Below are 19,274 nucleotides of genomic sequence, written 5' to 3' on the forward strand. Positions count from 1 at the left end.
CCTGCATCCGTGCGCTCATCCGTCCCTCGTCAGTCCAGCAGGATGGCCTGCATCTGTCCGAGCTGTTTCCGGGCATCGCCGATCACGGCCTCGTAGGTCTCCATCTCCAGGCCAATGCGGTCGAAGGTTTCCGCCTCCACGGGCGGAACGAAGCGTTCGCCCGACGAGCCCAGCCGCAAGGCATTGGCGATGCTGTCGGCGACATGGACGATCGCGGTTTCGACCGGAAAGGCCTGCGCGTCACGCGGCGCATGGTGGAAACGGGTGGCCTCCACCTGTGCCGGCGACATGTTCCATTGCTCCATCAATTCGGCGCCAATGGCGGCGTGGTCGAAGCCGAGAAACTCCATCTCTGCCTCGAACAGCAGCATGCGTTCCCGCTCGCGGATATTGATCAGCTCCTCGGTGCGACTGGACAGATGCAGGAACATCAGCAGACGTCCCAGGTCATGCATGATCCCGTAGAGGTAAAGCCGTTCGATGTTGGCCTCGCGCCGGAATCGGGCGATCGAGCGGCTCAGTACGCCGACGGCGAGACTGTGCCGCCAGAAGGACTCCATGTCCACGCCGATGACGGGTACGCCGCGAAAGTGCTCGATTACGACCGTCGACATCACGATCTGCCGCATCTGTTGCAGGCCGATGATGGAGACCGCCCGGTGCAGGGTGTCGATCGGCTCCGGGAAACCATAGAGCGAGGAATTCGCCACCTTGAGCGTCTTGGCCGCGATCGTGGGGTCCAGTTCGACCGCCTCGGTGATGGCCGCGACATTGGCCGTCGGGTCGCTCAGGCGTGTGAAGATGGTGTTGTAGCTTCCGGAGAAGCTGCACAGAGCGTCATCCGCGGCGAGGAATTCATCGACGGTCATGCCTGTTCGCTCTGCCTTCTCGGTGCATAGCGGCACAGGTCATCCAGCAGGGCTTTCCGCGCCAGAAGGTAGATGCCAGACATGGGGTGGTCCTCGATCGAGCAGTGCTGAAAACGCTCGGCTAGGATCTCGTCGGCGCGGGCCTCCATCTCGGGGGTAGGCTCGGTCGCGGGAGGCTCGTCATGCTCGTCCGGGGACGACATGGAGGCGTCGTCGGCACCCTCATCCAGCACTTCGACCGCCGTGATTCCCCAGGACAGCAGTACCCGAATCTGCTTGTCCTGGAGGACCATGCCAGCGGGGATTAGCAGCCTGCCCGAGCGGTCATAAACCGCAGTCGCCAGTGTATGGCCGGACCTCACGTCCTCTATAGGTACCCGCCGCGTCATGAAGTGACCTTAGTCTCATTGTGCCAGTTGGCGCAACACATAGGGCAGGATGCCCCCGTGGCGGTAGTAGTCGATTTCCTGTGGGGTATCCAGGCGCACCCGTACGTTGAAGGTCGTGCGCTCGCCATCATCCGCTACGGCGGTGACCGTGGCCTCGCGGGCCTCGCCGTTGTTCACGCCGGTGATCGAGAACGTCTCGCGACCGGTCAGCCCCAGGCTGGCCGCGTTATCGCCCGGCAGGAACTGCAGCGGCAGGACACCCATGCCCACCAGGTTGGAACGGTGAATGCGCTCGAAGCTCTCGACGATCACGGCTTTCACGCCCAGCAGCAGCGTGCCCTTGGCCGCCCAGTCGCGCGAGGAGCCGGTGCCGTACTCCTGCCCGGCGATCACGATCAGGGGCGTGTCTTCCTCCTTGTACTGCATGGCCGCGTCATAGATGGACATCTGCTCGCCGTCCGGCAGATGGACCGTGACGCCACCCTGGGTACCGGGCGCCAGCAGGTTGCGCAGGCGGACGTTGGCGAAGGTCCCGCGCATCATCACCTCGTGGTTGCCTCGCCGCGAGCCATAGGAGTTGAAGTCGGCGGGCTTCACGCCCTGTTCTTCAAGGTAACGTCCGGCCGGGCTGTCCTTGGCAATGGAGCCGGCCGGCGAGATGTGGTCGGTGGTCACCGAGTCGCCCAGCAGCGCCAGCACACGGGCACCCTGGATGTCGGTCAACGGCTGGGGCGTCATGCCCATGCCGTCGAAATAGGGCGGGTTGCGCACGTAGGTAGAGTCGTCCTGCCACTCGAAGCGGTCCCCGGTGGGGGCCTCGAGATTGCGCCAGCGATCTTCGCCGGTGTACAGGTCACCGTAGGCGGCGGTAAAGCTCTGGGCATCGACATGCGCCTGCACCGCCTGGTTGACCTCCTCGGTGGTCGGCCAGACATCCTTCAGGAACACGGGGTTGCCCTGCGCGTCCTCGCCAATCGGGTCGTTGTACAGATCCAGGGTGCTGCGCCCGGCCAGCGCGTAGGCGACCACCAGCGGCGGCGAGGCGAGGAAGTTCATCTGCACCTCGGAATGGATCCGCCCTTCGAAGTTGCGGTTGCCGGAGAGCACGGAGCTGACAATCAGGTCATCCTTGATGATGGCCTCGCTGATCGGCTCGGGTAGCGGTCCGGAGTTGCCGATACAGGTCGTGCAGCCATAACCCACCACATGGAAGCCCAGCGCCTCGAGATCTTCGAGCAACCCGGCCTTTTGCAGATAGTCGGTCACCACGCGCGAACCGGGGGCCAGGGAGGTCTTCACCCAGGGCTTGACCTGCAGACCGCGTTCGCGCGCCTTGCGCGCCACCAGGCCGGCGCCCAGCATCACGGACGGGTTGGAGGTGTTGGTGCAGGAGGTGATGGCCGCGATCACGACGTCGCCGTGGTCGAGGGTGAAGGTCTCGCCGTTCATCTCGATGGCGGTGTGATGCGGCTCTTCCGCCTGGTGCTCCACGCCGACCGCGGTGTGGCCACCCTCGGCGGCGAAACGCTCGGCCTCCTCGGGTTCGTCGGCGCCGCTGTCGCGCTCCTTGAGCATGGTATCGAGGTGGCGGCTGATCTCCGCTCCAGCCTGGCTCAGGGCGATACGGTCCTGCGGGCGCTTGGGACCGGCCAGGCTGGGCTCGACGGTGGACAGGTCGAGCTCCAGCATGTCGGTGTAGCGTGCCACCGGGGCATTATCGTCGCGCCACAGGCCCTGGGCCCTGGCGTAGGCCTTGATGAACTCGATATGGCCCGCCTCGCGGCCGGTCAGGCGCAGGTACTCAAGGGTCTCGTCGTCGATCGGGAAGATGCCGCAGGTCGCGCCGTATTCCGGTGCCATGTTGGCGATGGTGGCGCGGTCCGCCAGCGGCAGATCGGCCAGCCCGTCCCCGAAGAATTCGACGAACTTCCCGACCACGCCCTTCTTGCGCAGCATCTCGACGATCACCAGCACGAGGTCGGTGGCGGTGGCCCCTTCGGCCAGCCGGCCGGTCAGGCGGAAACCCACTACCTGCGGGATGAGCATGGAGATCGGCTGACCGAGCATCGCGGCCTCGGCCTCGATCCCGCCGACTCCCCAGCCCAGGACGCCCAGGCCGTTGATCATCGTGGTGTGGGAGTCGGTACCGACCAGGGTGTCGGGGTAGGCGAGGCAGCTGCCATCGGCACCGTCTTCGACGAACACGGTGCGCGCCAGGTGTTCAAGGTTGACCTGGTGCACGATACCGGTGTCCGGGGGGACCACCTTGAAGGTGTCGAACGCCTGCTGGCCCCACTTCAGGAAGCTGTAGCGCTCTCGGTTGCGCGAGTATTCCAGCTCTGCGTTCAGGTTCATCGCGTTCGCGTTGCCGTACTCGTCGACCTGCACCGAGTGGTCGATCACCAGTTCGGCCGGCTGCAGGGGCGTGATCTTCTTGGGATCGCCGCCGAGCGCCTCCATCGCATCGCGCATCGCCGCCAGATCCACGACCGCGGGCACACCGGTGAAGTCCTGCAGCAGTACGCGGGCCGGGCGGAAGGCGATCTCCTGCGTGGGTTCGGCTTTCGGGTCCCAGTCGAGCAGGGCCTCGATATCGGCACGCCTGACCGTGCGCTCGTCCTCGAAGCGCATCAGGTTCTCGAGCAGGATCTTCAGCGCGTAAGGCAGGTCCCGCGCGCGCGGGTCATCGGTGATCGGCACGTAACGGCACTCGCGGCCGCCGGCAGAGAGGTTTTCGGTCTTTTTCGGTTCTGCGTGGCTCATGATGCGCTATCCGCTGTCAGGTGTTCAGTCGTTGAAGGATGTGGTCCGCTTCGCTAATTAGTCGCTTGCGGCCCAGAAGGAGCTTCCAGCGAGACCCACCCGCCTGGCGCCAGAGCACGGCGGCACGGATGCCGGCCAGCAGCAGGGCGCGCACACGCGCGGCGATCTCGGGATTGGAAAGATGATTCTGCTCGCCCTGGACGACGATACGGGGGCCCAGCTCGGAGATGGTCTCCTTGTATATCTCGGCCAGGCGGGCGATCACGCTCTCGTGCGTGATGGTGAAATAATCCACCTGCCGCTGGGCACCCTGCAGCCCGTCGCCCAGCTTTTGCAGCATGTCCGGACGTTTTTGCAGCTTGCGTTCCAGAAAGATCAGGCCGACCGCGTAACGGGTGATCTCCATATCCGGTGGTTTGCCGCCATTTTGCAGCTGGCTCTGTACCCGCTCCAGGCCCGGGCGCAGGCTGCTGGCGCCACGGTAGACATCCTCGGGCGTCTCCGCATCGAACGCGAACAGGCTGCCGATCAGGATCTCGAATTCGTACTCGTCGCAGCTGCCGCGCCAGGCCAGGTCCTTGACCAGGCTCGCGCATTGGAAGAGGGCGGCCAACGCCAGGGTGCGGTTGTGGTCGTTACGGTCCAAGCCGGAGGGCTCCCGGAGCAGGCGTGAGTGGGTGGATACGGAAAACGCGCCTACTATACCGGAACCGGGGCTTCCGGCTCACTGGCCAGTGTGCGGCGGGTGGCAATCACGGCACCCCCCAGACACACATCGCCGTCATAAAAAACCGCCGACTGACCGGGCGTGGCCGCACGCTGAGGGGACTCGAAGCGAACGCGTAGACGGTCCCCATCGACGGATTCCAACCGGCAGGGCTGCAAGGGCTGGCGATGACGCAGGCGTGCCATCAGCGGCTGTCCCGGTTCGGGCGGGCGGTGAATCCAGTGGACGGACTCTGTCTCGATCTCGGGACTCATCAGCAGCGGATGCTGCGGGTCCTGCGCGACGATCAGCCGATTGCTCCCCAGGTCCTTGTCCACGACATACCAGGGGGCCTCGGGAAACCCGTCGATCCCGCCAATGCCGAGTCCCTGGCGCTGTCCCAGGGTGTAGAACATCAGGCCCTGGTGGTGCCCCACGACCTGACCTTCGGGCGTGCACATCTCGCCCTCCGGCGCCCGCAGGTATTGCGCCAGGAAATCACGGAAGCGGCGCTCGCCGATGAAGCAGATGCCGGTGGAATCCTTGCGGGCGTGGTTGGGCAGCCCCAGCTCGCGGGCGCGCGCCCGGACCTGGTCCTTGGGGATGTCCCCCAGCGGGAACAGCGCAGGGCGCAGCTGTTCCTGCGTCAGGGTATGCAGGAAATAGGTCTGATCCTTGTTGGCATCCGTCGCCATGCACAGCTCGCTGTGGTCGGGGAGGTGGCGCACGCGGGCGTAGTGGCCGGTGGCGATCCATTGCGCGCCCAGTTGGCGGGCGTGATCCAGGAACGAGCGGAACTTGATCTCGCGGTTGCACAGGATGTCCGGATTCGGCGTCCGGCCAGCCTCGTACTCGTGCAGGAAATGGCGAAACACCCGCTGGCGATAGTCCTCGGCGAAGTTCGCCTTGTGCAGGGGGATCTCGAGACAGGCCGCGACCTCGCGGGCCATTTCGTAGTCGGCCTCGGCGGCGCAGTACTCCGCGTCGTCGTCATCCTCCCAGTTCTTCATGAACAGGCCTTCCACCCGATAGCCGGCCTCCAGCAGGCGGCTGGCCGCCACGGCCGAGTCCACCCCGCCCGACAGGCCCACGATGACCCGGTCGGGGCTGCTCACGGCCCCTCCGCATGAATCAGTGAGCCGGCCGCCGCGAGCGGCAGGCGCATCCCGTCCTGATAGCGGCGGATGCTGCGCAGGACCAGCGGGCTGCGCAGCGGCCATCCGCGACGCGCCTCATCCGGTGTCAGCCAGTGGAGGGCATGGATGGCGGGGTCGCGGGCCGGCGGATGGCTGGGGTCGCTTGCCGTGCCGCAGAACGCGACGCGCAGCGTCACCGCGCCATTGGCGAGCGCGAGCAGGTCGCAGCCGAGCAGGGCCTCCGGCTGGAAGTCCAGACAGGTCTCCTCGCGGACCTCGCGAATCACCGCTTCGACCAGGTCTTCCTCGGCATCGAGATGGCCGGCTGGCTGGTTCAGTACATGGCGGCCGTCGTCCGTCTCCTCGACGAACAGGAAGCGCCCGTCCCGCTCGATGACGGCAGCGACGGTGATATGGCAGGGCAGGCGTTCGGTCATGCCGCGAATGATAACGCAGCGGCCCGTCGCACTGGCGTTTTGCAGACCACGTTCCCCTCGGCGGGAGCGGATGGGTATGTATAATCCCGGAGAACGAATTCAATTCTCACGCACAAGGAGTTTGCATGGCCTACCAGCACATTCAGGTCCCCGAAAAGGGCGAGCGCATCACCGTCGACGAGCAGGGCAAGCTGGTGGTGCCGGAGCGCCCGATCATCCCCTTTATCGAGGGGGACGGGATCGGTGTGGACATCACGCCGGTGATGCGCCGCGTGACCGATGCGGCCGTGGAGAAGGCCTACGGTGGCCAGAAGGCGATCGAATGGATGGAGGTCTATGCGGGCGAGAAGGCCACGCAGATTTATGACGACAACTCCGGACTGCCGGATGAAACCCTGGAGGCGGTCAAGGACTATCGCGTGTCCATCAAGGGCCCGCTGACCACCCCGGTGGGTGGCGGGTTCCGTTCCCTCAACGTCGCGCTGCGCCAGAAGCTGGACCTGTTCGTCTGCCTGCGCCCGGTGCGTTACTACGACGGCACCCCGAGCCCGCTGAAGGAGCCGGAAAAGACCGACATGGTGATCTTCCGCGAGAACTCGGAGGACATCTACGCCGGCATCGAGTTCGAATCCGGCACGCCGGAGGTGAAGAAGGTCATCGACTTCCTGCAAAACGAGATGGGCGTGACCCAGATCCGTTTCCCGGATACTGCCGGCATCGGCGTGAAGCCGGTCTCCAGCGAGGGTACCAAGCGCCTGGTGCGCAAGGCGATCGAGTACGCGATCGACAACGACCGCCCGTCGGTGACGCTGGTGCACAAGGGCAACATCATGAAATTCACCGAGGGCTCGTTCAAGGCCTGGGGCTACGAGCTGGCGCGCGAGGAGTTTGGTGCGAAGGATCTGGACGGTGGCCCGTGGCAGACCTTCAAGAACCCGAAGACCGGCCGCGACATCGTGATCAAGGACGTGATCGCGGATGCCTTCCTGCAGCAGATTCTGCTGCGCCCGGAGGACTACTCGGTGATCGCCACGCTGAACCTGAACGGCGACTACATCTCCGATGCACTGGCTGCGCAGGTCGGGGGTATCGGGATCGCGCCCGGCGCAAACCTGTCCGATACCACCGCGATGTTCGAGGCGACCCACGGGACCGCCCCGAAGTACGCCGGTCAGGACAAGGTCAACCCGGGCTCGCTGATCCTGTCGGCCGAGATGATGCTGCGCCACCTGGGCTGGTCCGAGGCGGCCGATCTGGTCGTGAAGGGCATGGGCGGCGCGATCAGCGCAGGCGAGGTGACCTATGACTTCGCCCGGTTGATGGATAACGTCGAGCCGGTGAGCTGCTCGGCCTTTGGCGAGGCCCTGATCAAGCACATGTAATGACAGCGGGTGCGGGCACTTGGCCCGAGCCCGGAACCGAACGACCATGAACATGGCCTAAGGACCCAGGGAGACATTGGATCAGTGTTTCCCTGGATGGCCGAACTGGCATGACCAAACCGCTGAAAGCGTGAGTTCGACCGATGAGTGAGAAAAAGCCCCAGATCCCCGATCACGACAGCAATACCGCGGTCGAAGAATCGAGGCCGGAGCTCAAGCCACCGCGGCAGTACAAGGTGGTGCTGCTCAACGACGACTTCACGCCTATGGAGTTCGTGGTCGAGGTGCTGGAGACCTTCTTCAGTATGGATCGCGAAAAGGCCACCCAGGTGATGCTGCACGTGCATACACGCGGCAAGGGAGTATGCGGCATCTATACCCGGGACGTGGCCGAGACGAAGGTGGCACAGGTGAACGATTACGCCCGTAGCCACCAGCATCCACTGCTTTGCTCGATGGAGGAGGTCTGACTCCCATGCTCGACAAGGAACTCGAATTCAGCCTGAACATGGTCTTCAAGGAAGCGCGGGAGAAGCGCCACGAGTTCGTGACCGTGGAGCACCTCCTGATGGCGCTGGCGCAGAATCCCAGCGCCGCAACGGTGCTGCGCGCCTGTGGGGGCGATCTCGACCGCATCCGCGACGAGCTCGAGGTATACATCGACGAGAACACCCCGCGCATCCCGCCGAATGACTCACGCGAGACGCAGCCGACCCTGGGGTTCCAGCGGGTCCTGCAACGGGCGGTCTTTCATGTGCAGTCCAGCGGCCGCAAGGAGGTCTCCGGGGCGAACGTGCTGGTCGCGCTGTTCGGCGAACAGGACAGCCAGGCGCTTTACGTGCTCGGGCAGCAGAACATCAGCCGCCTGGACGTGGTGAATTTCATCTCTCACGGCATCTCCAAGGTTGGAGAAGACGAACTGGGGGGGCAGCAGAATCCGAACGACCCGCAGCCGGAGCCGGTGGAGGGCGAGCGCGAGGAAAAGACCAACGCGCTGCATCTGTACGCTACCAATCTTAACGAGAAGGCGCGCAAGGACGAGATCGACCCGCTGATCGGGCGCGATCACGAGATCGAGCGCACCATCCAGATCCTCTGCCGCCGGCGCAAGAACAACCCGCTGCTGGTGGGCGAAGCCGGTGTCGGCAAGACCGCGATCGCCGAGGGCCTGGCGCGGCGTATCGTCGACGAGCAGGTGCCGGAGGCAATCGAATCCGCGACCGTCTATGCGCTCGATCTGGGCGCGCTGGTGGCCGGAACCAAGTACCGCGGTGATTTCGAGAAGCGCCTGAAGGGCGTGCTGGCGCAGCTGAAGAAGGAGCCCGGCGCGGTGCTGTTCATCGACGAGATCCACACCATCATCGGTGCGGGCGCCGCCTCCGGCGGGGTGATGGACGCGTCCAACCTGATCAAGCCGATGCTCGCCTCGGGCGAGCTGAAGTGCATCGGCTCGACCACCTACCAGGAATATCGCGGCATCTTCGAGAAGGACCGCGCCCTGGCCCGTCGCTTCCAGAAGATCGAGGTGCCGGAACCGACAGTGGACGAGACCGAGCAGATTCTGCGGGGGCTGAAGTCGCGCTTCGAGGCACACCACAATGTCCGCTTCACGCGTCCGGCGCTGCGTGCCGCCGCGGAACTGGCGGATCGCTACATTACCGACCGCTTCCTGCCGGACAAGGCGATCGACCTGATCGACGAGGCCGGTGCCAGCCGGCAGCTACTGCCAATGAGTCAGCGCAAGAAGACCATTGGCGTGCAGGATATCGAGACGATCGTGGCCAAGATCGCGCGCATCCCGCCGAAATCGGTCTCCAGCTCCGACAAGGAGACGCTGCGCAACCTCGAACGCAACCTGAAGATGACCGTCTTCGGCCAGGACGAGGCGATCGGGACGCTCGCGACCTCGATCAAGATGGCGCGGTCGGGGCTTGGCGACATGGACAAGCCGATCGGTTCGTTCCTGTTCGCCGGTCCGACCGGGGTCGGGAAGACCGAGGTGACGCGTCAACTGGCGCAGCAGCTGGGGATTCATCTGGCGCGCTTCGACATGTCCGAGTACATGGAGCGCCATACGGTCTCGCGCCTGATCGGGGCGCCGCCCGGCTATGTCGGCTACGACGAAGGCGGGCTGCTGACCGATGCGATCCTCAAGCATCCGCATTCGGTGCTGCTGCTGGACGAGATCGAAAAGGCCCATCCGGATGTCTTCAATGTGCTGCTGCAGGTGATGGACCACGGCACCCTGACGGACGCCAATGGCCGCGAGGTGGACTTCCGCAACGTGATTCTGGTGATGACGACCAATGCCGGGGCGGAGCAGGCCAGCCGCCCGTCGGTGGGCTTTACCCAGCAGGATCACTCCAGCGATTCCACAGAGGCGATCAAGCGGACCTTCACGCCGGAGTTCCGCAACCGGCTGGATGCGACCATCCAGTTCGGTCCGCTGGACGAGGCGACCATCCTCAATGTCGTGGACAAGTTCCTGACGCAGCTGCAGGCCCAGCTGGACGAGAAGAAGGTGCACCTGACGGTGGAGCCGGATGCCCGAGCCTGGCTGGCCGAGCATGGCTACGACGTCAAGATGGGTGCACGTCCGATGGCGCGTACGCTGCAGGAGCACATCAAGAAGCCGCTGGCCGACGAGTTGCTGTTCGGGCGTCTGGCGCAGGGTGGCGAGGTCGTGGTCCGGGTGGGCGAATCCGGGCTGGAGCTCGATATCCGCGAGCCGGCCGTCTCCTGAGCCGGATTCCGGCCTGCAGAAACCACGAAGCCCCGGTCCAGCCGGGGCTTCGTCATTCGGGGATGGGCCCCTTGATCTTTCGAGCGGACCCGCAACCCCGTGGGCGGAACTACTTGTTGCGGTAGACGATACGGCCCTTGGTCAGGTCGTAGGGGGTCATCTGCACGATCACCTTGTCGCCACGCAGGATGCGGATGTAATGCTTGCGCATCTTGCCGGAGATGTGGGCGGTGATGGTGTGCCCGTTTTCGAGCTCGACCCGGAACGTCGTATTCGGCAGGGTCTCCACCACCGTTCCTTCCAGCTCGATTTCGTCTTCCTTCGCCATGCAGTTCCTCGCGTATTGAATTCGGTGGCGACATTATCCGGATGCCACGCGCGAACACAAGTCAACACGGGGTTTTCCGCGTGACAGCTGCCGGGTACGGGTAGCCGGGTGCCCGCCATTCGCGGAGGATGGCGGGCGTGTACATTGATCAGTGTTTCCCTTGGGCCTACACTACGCCCGCTTTTTACGCGCGAGACGATTAGCGAATGACCACTACCTGGGCCGCAGTCTTTCCGGGGCAGGGCTCCCAGTCCACCGGCATGCTCACTGATCTGGGCGACGACCACGCGGTCGTACGCGATACCTTTCAGGAGGCTTCGGACTGCCTGGATGCCGACCTGTGGAGCCTGTGCCAGCACGGGCCGGTCGAGCAACTGAACCAGACCGAATGGACCCAGCCGGTCATGCTCGCGGCCGGCGTGGCCACCTGGCGGCTGCTGATGCAGCAGACGGACGCGCGTCCCGCCGCGGTGGCGGGCCACAGCCTGGGCGAGTACAGCGCGCTGGTCGCGGCGGGTGTGTTGCGGTTTCCCGATGCGGTGAGACTGGTGGCCGAACGGGCTCGCGCCATGCAGGCTGCCGTGCCCGAGGGCGAGGGCGCAATGGCTGCGATCCTCGGTCTCGACGATACCGCGGTCGAGCGACTCTGTGCGGAGAACGCGAGTGGCGAGGTCCTTGAGGCCGTCAACCTGAATGCCCCCGGGCAGGTGGTGATCGCAGGCGCGGCCGTGGCGGTCGACCGGGCGGTTAGTGCGGCGAAGGACGCCGGGGCCAAGCGGGCGCTCAAGCTGCCCGTGTCCGTGCCGTCGCATTGCGCGCTGATGCGCCCGGCCGCCGAACGCCTGCAGTCGGTTCTCGATACGACGAGCTTTGCGGCCCCGGAGATCCCCGTTTGGCAGAATGTGACCGCGGCGCCTGCCGAGACGGCCGAGGCGATCAAGGCCAATCTTGCCGCGCAGCTCTACCGGCCGGTGCGCTGGGTGGAGACCATCCAGGGGCTTCGCGGCCAGGGTGTTGCGGTACAGGTGGAATGCGGACCGGGACGCGTGCTCACAGGCCTGGCCAAGCGGATTGATCGCGGGCTGGAACTGTTCGATGTGGCCGATCGCGATACTCTGGGCGCCACCTTGAACCGGCTGGCAGCCGGCTGACCCTCTACATTCGATTCCCAGTACGTCCAAACACAGAAGGCGAATGATGTCCGATAACAAACGAGTGGCCCTGGTGACCGGGGCCAGCCGCGGCATTGGCGCGGCCATTGCCCGCCGTCTTGCGGACCAGGGCCTGCAGGTCGTGGGGACCGCGACCAGCGAATCCGGCGCCCAGCGCATTACAGAGGCGCTGTCCGAGTGGAACGGGCGGGGCATTGCCATGGATGTGACCGACGCCGATTCGGTTGCAGCCGGGCTCGCCAGCATCCAGGGGCAGGAAGGACCGGTGGAGGTGCTGGTGAACAATGCGGGCATTACCCGCGACAACCTGTTCATGCGGATGAAGGACGAGGAGTGGGATGCAATCATCAACACCAACCTGTCCGCCGCAGCCCGCCTGACGCAGCGCCTGCTGAAGGGCATGATGAAGCTGCGTCGTGGCCGCATCATCCTGATCGGCTCGGTGGTCGGCTCCGCTGGCAATGCCGGTCAAACGAACTACGCGGCGGCCAAGGCAGGGCTCGCGGGTTTCGCGCGGTCTCTGGCACGCGAGGTGGGTAGCCGGAACATCACCGTTAATACGGTCGCCCCGGGTTTCATTGATACCGATATGACCCGCGAGCTCGGGGACGAGACCAAGGAACACCTGCTGGGCCAGATCCCGCTGGGGCGCCTGGGCGCGCCGGAAGAGATCGCGGCTGCCGTGGGATTCCTGGCCTCCGAAGAGGCCGGCTATATCACCGGCGAAACGCTGCATGTGAACGGCGGGATGTTCATGCACTGATCAACCCGCGGGGCCCGAGGTCCCGCGCAGGCCCGAGAGGTTCGCGTCTCCCTGGATCGCGGCCGGGCTTTTCTCTAGAATGGCGAACCTTCAAACGAAGCCGCCTCAATTGGAAGGGGATTTCTGAACCATGAGTAGCATTGAAGAACGCGTCAAGAAGATCGTTGTCGAGCAGCTGGGCGTCAAGGAAGAGGACGTCACCAACAGTGCCGCCTTTGTCGACGACCTGGGTGCCGATTCGCTGGACACCGTGGAACTGGTGATGGCGCTCGAAGAAGAATTCGAGACGGAAATCCCGGACGAGCAGGCGGAAAAGATCACCACGGTGCAGCAGGCGATCGACTACATCAACGAGCACATGAAGGACTGATTGGGCGCCCCCTGGGCGCTCGAACAGGACGCGGACGGGCCTCTCTGCGAGCAGAGTGGCCCTTCGTCGTTTCGTTGAGCGCGTATTTCAGTCTTTCCGAGGAGAACATCATTGGCTAAGCGACGTGTCGTGATTACCGGACTGGGCATTGTGTCCCCGGTCGGCTCTACCATCGACAAGGCCTGGTCCAACATCAAGGCCGGCAAGAGCGGCATTTCTCCCATCGACGTATTCGATGCATCGGAGATGCCGGTCAAGATTTCCGGAGCCGTGCGGGACTTCGACGCCAATGACTATGTCCCGACGAAAGACCAGAAAAAGATGGACACGTTCGTCCTCTACGGTCTGGCCGCCGGGATTCAGGCGCTGGACGACTCGGGTCTGGAAGTAACCGAGGAAAACGCGGACCGCATCGGGGTCGCGATTGGGTCCGGCATTGGGGGCCTGCCGTATATCGAACGGTCTTATGCCGCCTATCTCAAGGGCGGTGCTCGCAAGATCTCGCCGTTCTTCGTGCCCAGCGCCATCATCAACATGGTAGCGGGTAATCTCTCCATCATGCGCAACCTGCAGGGCCCGAACATCTCGATCGTGTCGGCCTGCGCGACCGCGACGCACAACATTGGCGACGCGGCCCGCATGATCGCCTATGGCGATGCGGATGCGATGGTGGCCGGTGGTGCCGAGATGGCCACGACTCCACTGGGGATCGGCGGCTTTGCGGCGGCGCGTGCGCTGTCGACCCGGAATGACGATCCCGAGCGGGCCTCGCGCCCCTGGGATCAGGATCGCGACGGCTTTGTGCTCAGTGACGGAGCAGGCGTGATGATGCTTGAGGAATACGAACACGCCAAGGCGCGCGGGGCGCATATCTACTGTGAGGTTGCCGGCTTTGCCTGGAACGCTGATGCCTACCACATGACCCAGCCTTCCCAGGATGGAGCGGGTGCGGCCAAGTGCATGCTGCGTGCACTGAAAGATGCCGGCGTGAACCCGGAAGAGGTGGGCTACATCAACGCCCATGGTACGTCCACTCCCGCAGGCGACCTGGCCGAAACGCAGGGTCTTAAGAAGGCCTTTGGCGATCACGCCTACAAGCTGTTGGTGAATTCCACCAAGTCGATGACCGGGCACCTGCTGGGTGCGGCTGGTGGGATCGAGGGTGTGTTCACGGCACTGGCGCTGCGCGATCAGGTCTCTCCGCCGACGATCAATCTCGAAAATCCGAGTGAAGGCTGCGATCTGGATTATGTGGCTAACGAGGCACGTGAGATGAACACGAAGGTGGGCCTGTCGAACTCCTTCGGTTTTGGGGGCACGAACGGCACCCTGGTGTTTCGCACCCTCTAGTCCGCCAGCATATGGCAGTCGAACGGCTGGGGCGCGGGATCGATCTGGCGCCCCTGGCCCGGCGCTTCCCGGAGCGCTATCCCCACCTGCTCGAGTCGGCCCTGATTGGTCAGGCGCCGGCTCGTTATTCCATCCTGTTTGCCTTTCCGGGTGAAACGGTCGATGCCCGAGCGGATGACGAACTGTTGTCCGTGCTCGATCAGGACCTGAGCGATTCAAGGGCCTCCACTGAAATCGAGCCGGGTTATGACCATCTGCCTTTTCTCGGGGGCTGGTTTCTCTATTTAGGGTATGAATGGGCATGGCAGCTGGAGCCCGCCCTGGGTCGCTGCCGCGCGGATCCCTGGTTGCCCGCCGCCCGTGCCATCCGCTTTCCCGCCGCCATCATTGTGGATCATCACGACGATGAGACCTTTCTGGTGTGCGAGGAGGGGGCAGAACCGCTCGCGGACATGCGGGCAGATGTCGAGCGGTGCCGGGAGGATGTACTGGGTCCAGGCGTACTGCCGGAGCTCGTGATCGACGAAGAGCAACCCGAGCGCTATCGCGAGGCGGTGAAGCAGGGACTCGAGTACATTCGCGCGGGCGATACCTTTCAGGTGAATCTGTCGCGCGAGTGGAAGGCCGCCAGCGCAGAGGCACTCGATGGGGCTTCGTTGTATGCGCGACTGCGGAGCGCGAATGCCGCACCGTTCGCCGCCTGGCTGCAGTTTCCCGAGGGTCAGGTGATCAGTTCATCGCCCGAGCGTCTGGTGTCTGTGGACGGTGGCGAGGTCGAGACGCGGCCGATCGCGGGCACTCGCCGCCGGGACGATAATGCGGATAAAGATTCTCGTCTTTTTAGTGAATTACGTGGCAATATTAAGGAACGATCTGAGCATGTGATGCTGGTTGACCTTGAGCGCAATGATATCGGGCGGGTGGCCTGCGCCGGGAGCGTGCGAGTGGCCGAACTGATGACCGTCGAGAGCTACCGGCGGGTTCATCACATCGTGTCGAGTATCGTGGGACGGTTGAAGCCCGGGACGCGGGCGGGCGATGTGCTGCGAGCCGTGTTTCCGGGCGGGACCATTACCGGGTGCCCCAAGATACGGAGCATGCAGATCATCCAGGAGCTCGAGAGAGGCGCGCCCCGAGGGGTGTACACCGGGTCCTGTGGCTATGTGAGCCGGCATGGGCGCATGGATACCAACATCCTGATTCGTACCCTGGTGATGCGCGATAACGAGCTGCGCTTTCGCGCCGGAGCGGGCATCGTGGCGGACTCGGATCCGGACCGCGAACTCGCCGAGACCCGCCACAAGGCGCATGGTCTACTGGATGCACTGGAGACGCAGGCGTGATCCTGGTCAACGGCGTCGAGAGCTGCGTGCCGGGTGACGACCGGGGTCTGTTGCTGGGCGACGGCCTGTTCGAGACGGTCATGATGGAGGCTGGGCAGCCACGCTTGTGGCCTTATCATGTCGCACGGCTTGAGCGGGGCCTGAAACGACTCGGCTTTCCGCCGGTTGACGAAGCACTGCTGCGCGAGGAGCTGCAGCACGTCGCGCCGGAAGGGCGCTGTCTGGCGCGAATCACGATTACCCGCGGGCAGGGACCGCGCGGTTATGCGCCGCCCGACACGATTGCGATGACACGGGTTGTCTCCGGCGGCGCCGTGCTGACTCCATCGACTGGTAGCGACCCGGTTCCACTGCGCATGGGCTGGTCGCGGGTTGCGATGGCGATTCAGCCCGCGCTGGCAGGGCTCAAGCACACGAGTCGCCTGGAGCAGGTGGTAATCCGGCAAGGCTGGGAGTCTGGATGGGACGAGGCCGTCGTTTGCGATACGCGGGGGCGGCTGGTGAGCGCCACGCAAGGCAATCTCTGGTGGCGTCAGGGGATGGACCTGTTCACCCCTCCGGTGGACCAGGCGGGAATCGCGGGTACGCGCAGGGCCTGGGTATTCGACCATGCGTCCGACTGCGGCTTCGCCGTGCACGAACAAAGCGCGGAACCGCAGGCACTGGGCCGGGTGGACGGGCTTTATGTCAGCAATGCGCGGCTGGGATTACACCCAGCCCGCCTGATCGAAACGGACACGCCGAACACGGCATGGCAGGATGACCCGGTTAGGGTTCTGAGTATGGCGCTCCATGAAGCGGATTAGTGGTTGGATAATCGGAATGGTGCTGGTCGGCGTGATGGCTGGAGGCTGGTGGTTGGCCGATCGCTATCACCAGGATCTTACCCAGCCACTGGCGCTCGACCAGACCGAGCGGTTCCAGCTTGAACGGGGGCAGGGGCTTCGTCAGGTGAGCAAGGAATTCCAACGGCGCGGCTGGGTCGAGCAAGCCTGGATGATCGAGCTGTACGGGAGGCGCCAGGGACTGGCGCCGCGGCTACAGGCGGGCGAGTACGCGGTCGACGCCGGTGCGACACCGCGCAGCCTGTTGCACGCCATGGCGCGTGGAGAGGTGGTGCAGCATCGATTGACCGTCCCGGAAGGCTGGACGGTTGCTCAGGCCTTGCGCGCCTTGCGCCAGCACCCCGAGATCGAAGGGCCAGCGGAATCCGTCGGGGTCGATAACCTGCTGGACGCATTGGGACTCGAAGAGCTGGAGCATCCGGAAGGCTGGTTCTTGCCGGACACCTATTTCTTTGGCTCCGGGACCGATGCCCTGGATGTGTTGCGGCGCGCATACCGCGCGATGGACGCCACCTTGCACTCTGCCTGGGAGTCGCGCACCGAGGATCACCCGGTCGAGTCACCGTACGAACTCCTGATCCTGGCCTCGATCATCGAGCGCGAGACGGGCCGCGGCGAAGAGCGTGATCGAGTCGCAGGTGTGTTCGTGAACCGGCTCCGCCGCGGGATGCTGCTGCAGACCGACCCGACGCTGCTCTATGTGCAGGAACCTGGCGTGCAGCGGCTGACCCGCGCCGAGCTCCAGCGCGATCATCCCTACAACACCTACACTCGTGCCGGGCTGCCGCCGACCCCGATCGCCTTGCCAGGACGAGCGGCGATCGAGGCGGCCGCGCGGCCGGCCGAGACGAATGACCTGTTCTTCGTCTCCAGGGGCGATGGCACTCACCACTTCTCCGAGACGTATCGCGAGCATCGCCAGGCCGTCATTCGCTATCAACTCGGCGGCGATGGCACTCGCTACGGCATCCGGAACCGCCAATGACCGCCGACGCATCCAGCAATGCACGCTTCGTGGTGCTGGAAGGCATCGAAGGCTCGGGCAAATCCACGCAGCTCGCCACGGTGGTGGAGGCCCTGCGCGCGATGGGCATCGAGCCTGAATGCACGCGTGAACCGGGGGGTACGGCGCTGGGCGAGCGGTTGCGGGGGTTGCTGCTCGATCCCGATCTTCCCGGCATGTGTCCGGAGGCGGAGCTGCTGTTGATGTTTGCCGCCCGGGCGCAACATCTCGCCTCGGTGATACGGCCGGCACTCGCGGCGGGCCGCTGGGTGGTCAGTGATCGCTTTACCGACGCCAGCTTTGCCTATCAGGGTGCGGGGCGAGGGCTGGGGGCAGAGCGCGTGGCCCGGCTGGAAGAGTGGGTGCAGGGCGAGCTGCGGCCCGACCTGGTCCTGTTGCTTGATATCGATCCGGCGACCGGGCTGGAACGTGCTGTGCAGCGGGGTCGACGGGACCGCATCGAGCTCGAGGCACTGGATTTCTTCGCACGCGTGCGCGAGGCCTACCTGGACCGGGCCCGGGCCTACCCGGAACGCTACCGGATTATTGATGGGCATGCCGCTCCTGAACAGGTGGCCGAACGGGTCCGTCAGGCGCTGCAAGAGTGGCACACGAAGATCATGCCCCGGGGCGCCTGATGTCGACCCAGCCACCCTGGCTCGAACCCATCCGCCAGCGGCTCGTGCAGCGCGGGCGGGACGGACGGCTCCCCAGCGGGGTTCTGGTCAGCGGGAGCCCTGGGGTGGGCAAGGCCCTGCTGACGACCAGCCTGGTCCAGAGCCTGCTGTGCCAGCGGGTGTCCGGCGATGAATCCGCCTGCGGCGAGTGCAACGCCTGTCGCAGCCTGGAGGGCGGCGTGCATCCGGAGGTCCGGTTACTGGAGCCCGCCGAGCCCGGCAAGGATATCCTGGTCGATGCCGTACGCGACGCCACGGAATTCCTCACCCTGAGCGGCTCGGGCGGGGCGCTGCGCGCGCTGATTATCCGTCCGGCCGACGCACTGAACGTGAACGCGGCCAACGCCCTGCTGAAGACACTGGAAGAACCGCCCGCCGGGGCTACGCTGTTTCTCGAGGCCGCGCGTCCCGCCAGTCTGCCCGCAACCATTCGCAGTCGTTGCCAGCAAGTCGATGTCGTCAGTCCTTCGATAGAACAGGTCCACGAGTGGCTTGCGGCTGAAACCGATCAGCATGAACGGGTGGCGGAAGCCTATGCTGCGAGCCTCAATCGTCCGCTGCTGGCGCGGGAGATCCTGACCGATTCCGCGGCGCTGGAGGCCTGGGAGACCGATCGTCAGATCCTGACTGGACTCCTGAATGCGGCCGATCTGCATTCTAGCGCTGCCGCCCTGCAACGCAGCGTGCCGGAACGCCTGCTCCCGCGCCTGCAGGCCTTGCTGTTATCGGCGCAGCGCCTGCTGCTTGCGGGGCAACTGGATGCCTTTGGCGAGCAATTTCCGCGCGACCGTCTGCTGGACTTCGCACGCGCGCGGGGCGCGCGTCGTCTCGCCTGGCTGGCGCAGCAGTCACTGGAGTGGCAACGCCAGAGTGGCGCAAACCTGAATCCGGCGCTTCGCAGTGAGACCATCGCGCTTGCGCTGGGGCGACGCTGACAGGATGTCCCAAGGGGGGTGGCGCGCGCCACGCGGGATAGGGGATACTCGCTAGTCCAGACA

19 protein-coding genes are annotated in these 19,274 nt (G+C 64.8%); 12 read left to right on the forward strand and 7 right to left on the reverse strand.

From position 1 onward, the window contains the following. Positions 1-29: 29 nt before the first annotated feature. Genes F579_RS0103135 through F579_RS0103160 form a run of 6 tightly spaced genes read right to left on the reverse strand, consistent with a single transcriptional unit; the run spans position 30 to position 6,300 of the window. The gene (locus tag F579_RS0103135) at positions 30-869 is read right to left on the reverse strand and encodes an HDOD domain-containing protein (protein WP_019024307.1); all 840 of its coding nucleotides are present in this window, start codon (positions 867-869) and stop codon (positions 30-32) included. Further along, on the reverse strand, positions 866-1,258 hold the full coding sequence (locus F579_RS0103140; protein ID WP_019024306.1) for a hypothetical protein: 393 nt from the start codon (positions 1,256-1,258) through the stop codon (positions 866-868). The genes F579_RS0103135 and F579_RS0103140 overlap by 4 nt, the downstream gene beginning before the upstream one ends. 15 nt (positions 1,259-1,273) lie before the next feature. Continuing rightward, a complete protein-coding gene (acnA, locus tag F579_RS0103145) occupies positions 1,274-4,021 on the reverse strand; it encodes an aconitate hydratase AcnA (RefSeq protein ID WP_019024305.1) in 2,748 nt (915 codons plus the stop codon). 16 nt (positions 4,022-4,037) lie between these two features. Continuing rightward, positions 4,038-4,667, reverse strand: a complete 630-nt coding sequence (gene hflD / locus F579_RS0103150; RefSeq protein WP_019024304.1) for a high frequency lysogenization protein HflD — start codon at positions 4,665-4,667, stop codon at positions 4,038-4,040. 53 nt (positions 4,668-4,720) lie between these two features. Then, positions 4,721-5,842 (reverse strand): tRNA 2-thiouridine(34) synthase MnmA, encoded by a 1,122-nt coding sequence (mnmA, locus tag F579_RS0103155; RefSeq protein WP_019024303.1) that lies wholly within the window; start codon positions 5,840-5,842, stop codon positions 4,721-4,723. Then, the gene (locus F579_RS0103160) at positions 5,839-6,300 is read right to left on the reverse strand and encodes an NUDIX hydrolase (protein WP_019024302.1); all 462 of its coding nucleotides are present in this window, start codon (positions 6,298-6,300) and stop codon (positions 5,839-5,841) included. The genes mnmA and F579_RS0103160 overlap by 4 nt, the downstream gene beginning before the upstream one ends. 125 nt (positions 6,301-6,425) lie before the next feature. On the opposite strand from F579_RS0103160, the gene icd reads away from it, so the two are divergent. The 3 genes from icd (at position 6,426) to clpA (ending at position 10,425) form a co-directional block, all read left to right on the forward strand. After that, complete coding sequence (icd, locus tag F579_RS0103165) at positions 6,426-7,682, forward strand: NADP-dependent isocitrate dehydrogenase (RefSeq protein ID WP_019024301.1); 1,257 nt, start codon at positions 6,426-6,428, stop codon at positions 7,680-7,682. Positions 7,683-7,825: 143 nt separating this feature from the next. Continuing rightward, positions 7,826-8,152: an ATP-dependent Clp protease adapter ClpS gene (gene clpS / locus F579_RS0103170; RefSeq protein WP_018139417.1), complete on the forward strand. Its 327-nt coding sequence runs from the start codon at positions 7,826-7,828 to the stop codon at positions 8,150-8,152. A gap of 5 nt (positions 8,153-8,157) precedes the next feature. Further along, entirely contained in the window at positions 8,158-10,425 is a 2,268-nt protein-coding gene (gene clpA / locus F579_RS0103175; protein WP_012982661.1) for an ATP-dependent Clp protease ATP-binding subunit ClpA, read from the forward strand. Between the two features lie 109 nt (positions 10,426-10,534). Here the strand turns inward: clpA and infA are convergent, their stop codons facing one another. After that, entirely contained in the window at positions 10,535-10,753 is a 219-nt protein-coding gene (gene infA / locus F579_RS0103180; RefSeq protein ID WP_012982660.1) for a translation initiation factor IF-1, read from the reverse strand. Positions 10,754-10,959: 206 nt separating this feature from the next. On the opposite strand from infA, the gene fabD reads away from it, so the two are divergent. The 9 genes from fabD to F579_RS0103225 all read left to right on the forward strand — a co-directional run bounded on the left by fabD (position 10,960) and on the right by F579_RS0103225 (position 19,211). Further along, positions 10,960-11,904, forward strand: coding sequence for an ACP S-malonyltransferase (fabD, locus tag F579_RS0103185; RefSeq protein WP_019024300.1), 945 nt, complete (start codon positions 10,960-10,962; stop codon positions 11,902-11,904). 46 nt (positions 11,905-11,950) lie between these two features. Further along, positions 11,951-12,688 (forward strand): 3-oxoacyl-ACP reductase FabG, encoded by a 738-nt coding sequence (gene fabG / locus F579_RS0103190; protein WP_019024299.1) that lies wholly within the window; start codon positions 11,951-11,953, stop codon positions 12,686-12,688. A 130-nt stretch (positions 12,689-12,818) separates the two neighbouring features. Continuing rightward, positions 12,819-13,058 (forward strand): acyl carrier protein, encoded by a 240-nt coding sequence (gene acpP, locus F579_RS0103195; protein WP_012982657.1) that lies wholly within the window; start codon positions 12,819-12,821, stop codon positions 13,056-13,058. A gap of 129 nt (positions 13,059-13,187) precedes the next feature. Then, complete coding sequence (gene fabF, locus F579_RS0103200) at positions 13,188-14,408, forward strand: beta-ketoacyl-ACP synthase II (RefSeq protein ID WP_018139421.1); 1,221 nt, start codon at positions 13,188-13,190, stop codon at positions 14,406-14,408. Between the two features lie 11 nt (positions 14,409-14,419). Next, positions 14,420-15,751, forward strand: coding sequence for an aminodeoxychorismate synthase component I (locus F579_RS0103205; RefSeq protein WP_019024298.1), 1,332 nt, complete (start codon positions 14,420-14,422; stop codon positions 15,749-15,751). Beyond that, entirely contained in the window at positions 15,748-16,557 is an 810-nt protein-coding gene (gene pabC, locus F579_RS0103210) for an aminodeoxychorismate lyase (protein WP_019024297.1), read from the forward strand. Before F579_RS0103205 ends, pabC begins: the two co-directional genes overlap by 4 nt. Next, positions 16,544-17,581: an endolytic transglycosylase MltG gene (mltG, locus tag F579_RS0103215; RefSeq protein ID WP_026301038.1), complete on the forward strand. Its 1,038-nt coding sequence runs from the start codon at positions 16,544-16,546 to the stop codon at positions 17,579-17,581. The genes pabC and mltG overlap by 14 nt, the downstream gene beginning before the upstream one ends. After that, a complete protein-coding gene (tmk, locus tag F579_RS0103220; protein ID WP_019024295.1) occupies positions 17,578-18,237 on the forward strand; it encodes a dTMP kinase in 660 nt (219 codons plus the stop codon). Before mltG ends, tmk begins: the two co-directional genes overlap by 4 nt. Further along, positions 18,204-19,211, forward strand: coding sequence for a hypothetical protein (locus tag F579_RS0103225; protein ID WP_019024294.1), 1,008 nt, complete (start codon positions 18,204-18,206; stop codon positions 19,209-19,211). The genes tmk and F579_RS0103225 overlap by 34 nt, the downstream gene beginning before the upstream one ends. Positions 19,212-19,274: the final 63 nt, after the last annotated feature.

Origin of the sequence: Thioalkalivibrio sp. ALJ21 (assembly GCF_000378605.1) — a bacterium.
Taxonomy (GTDB): Bacteria; Pseudomonadota; Gammaproteobacteria; order Ectothiorhodospirales; family Ectothiorhodospiraceae; genus Thioalkalivibrio.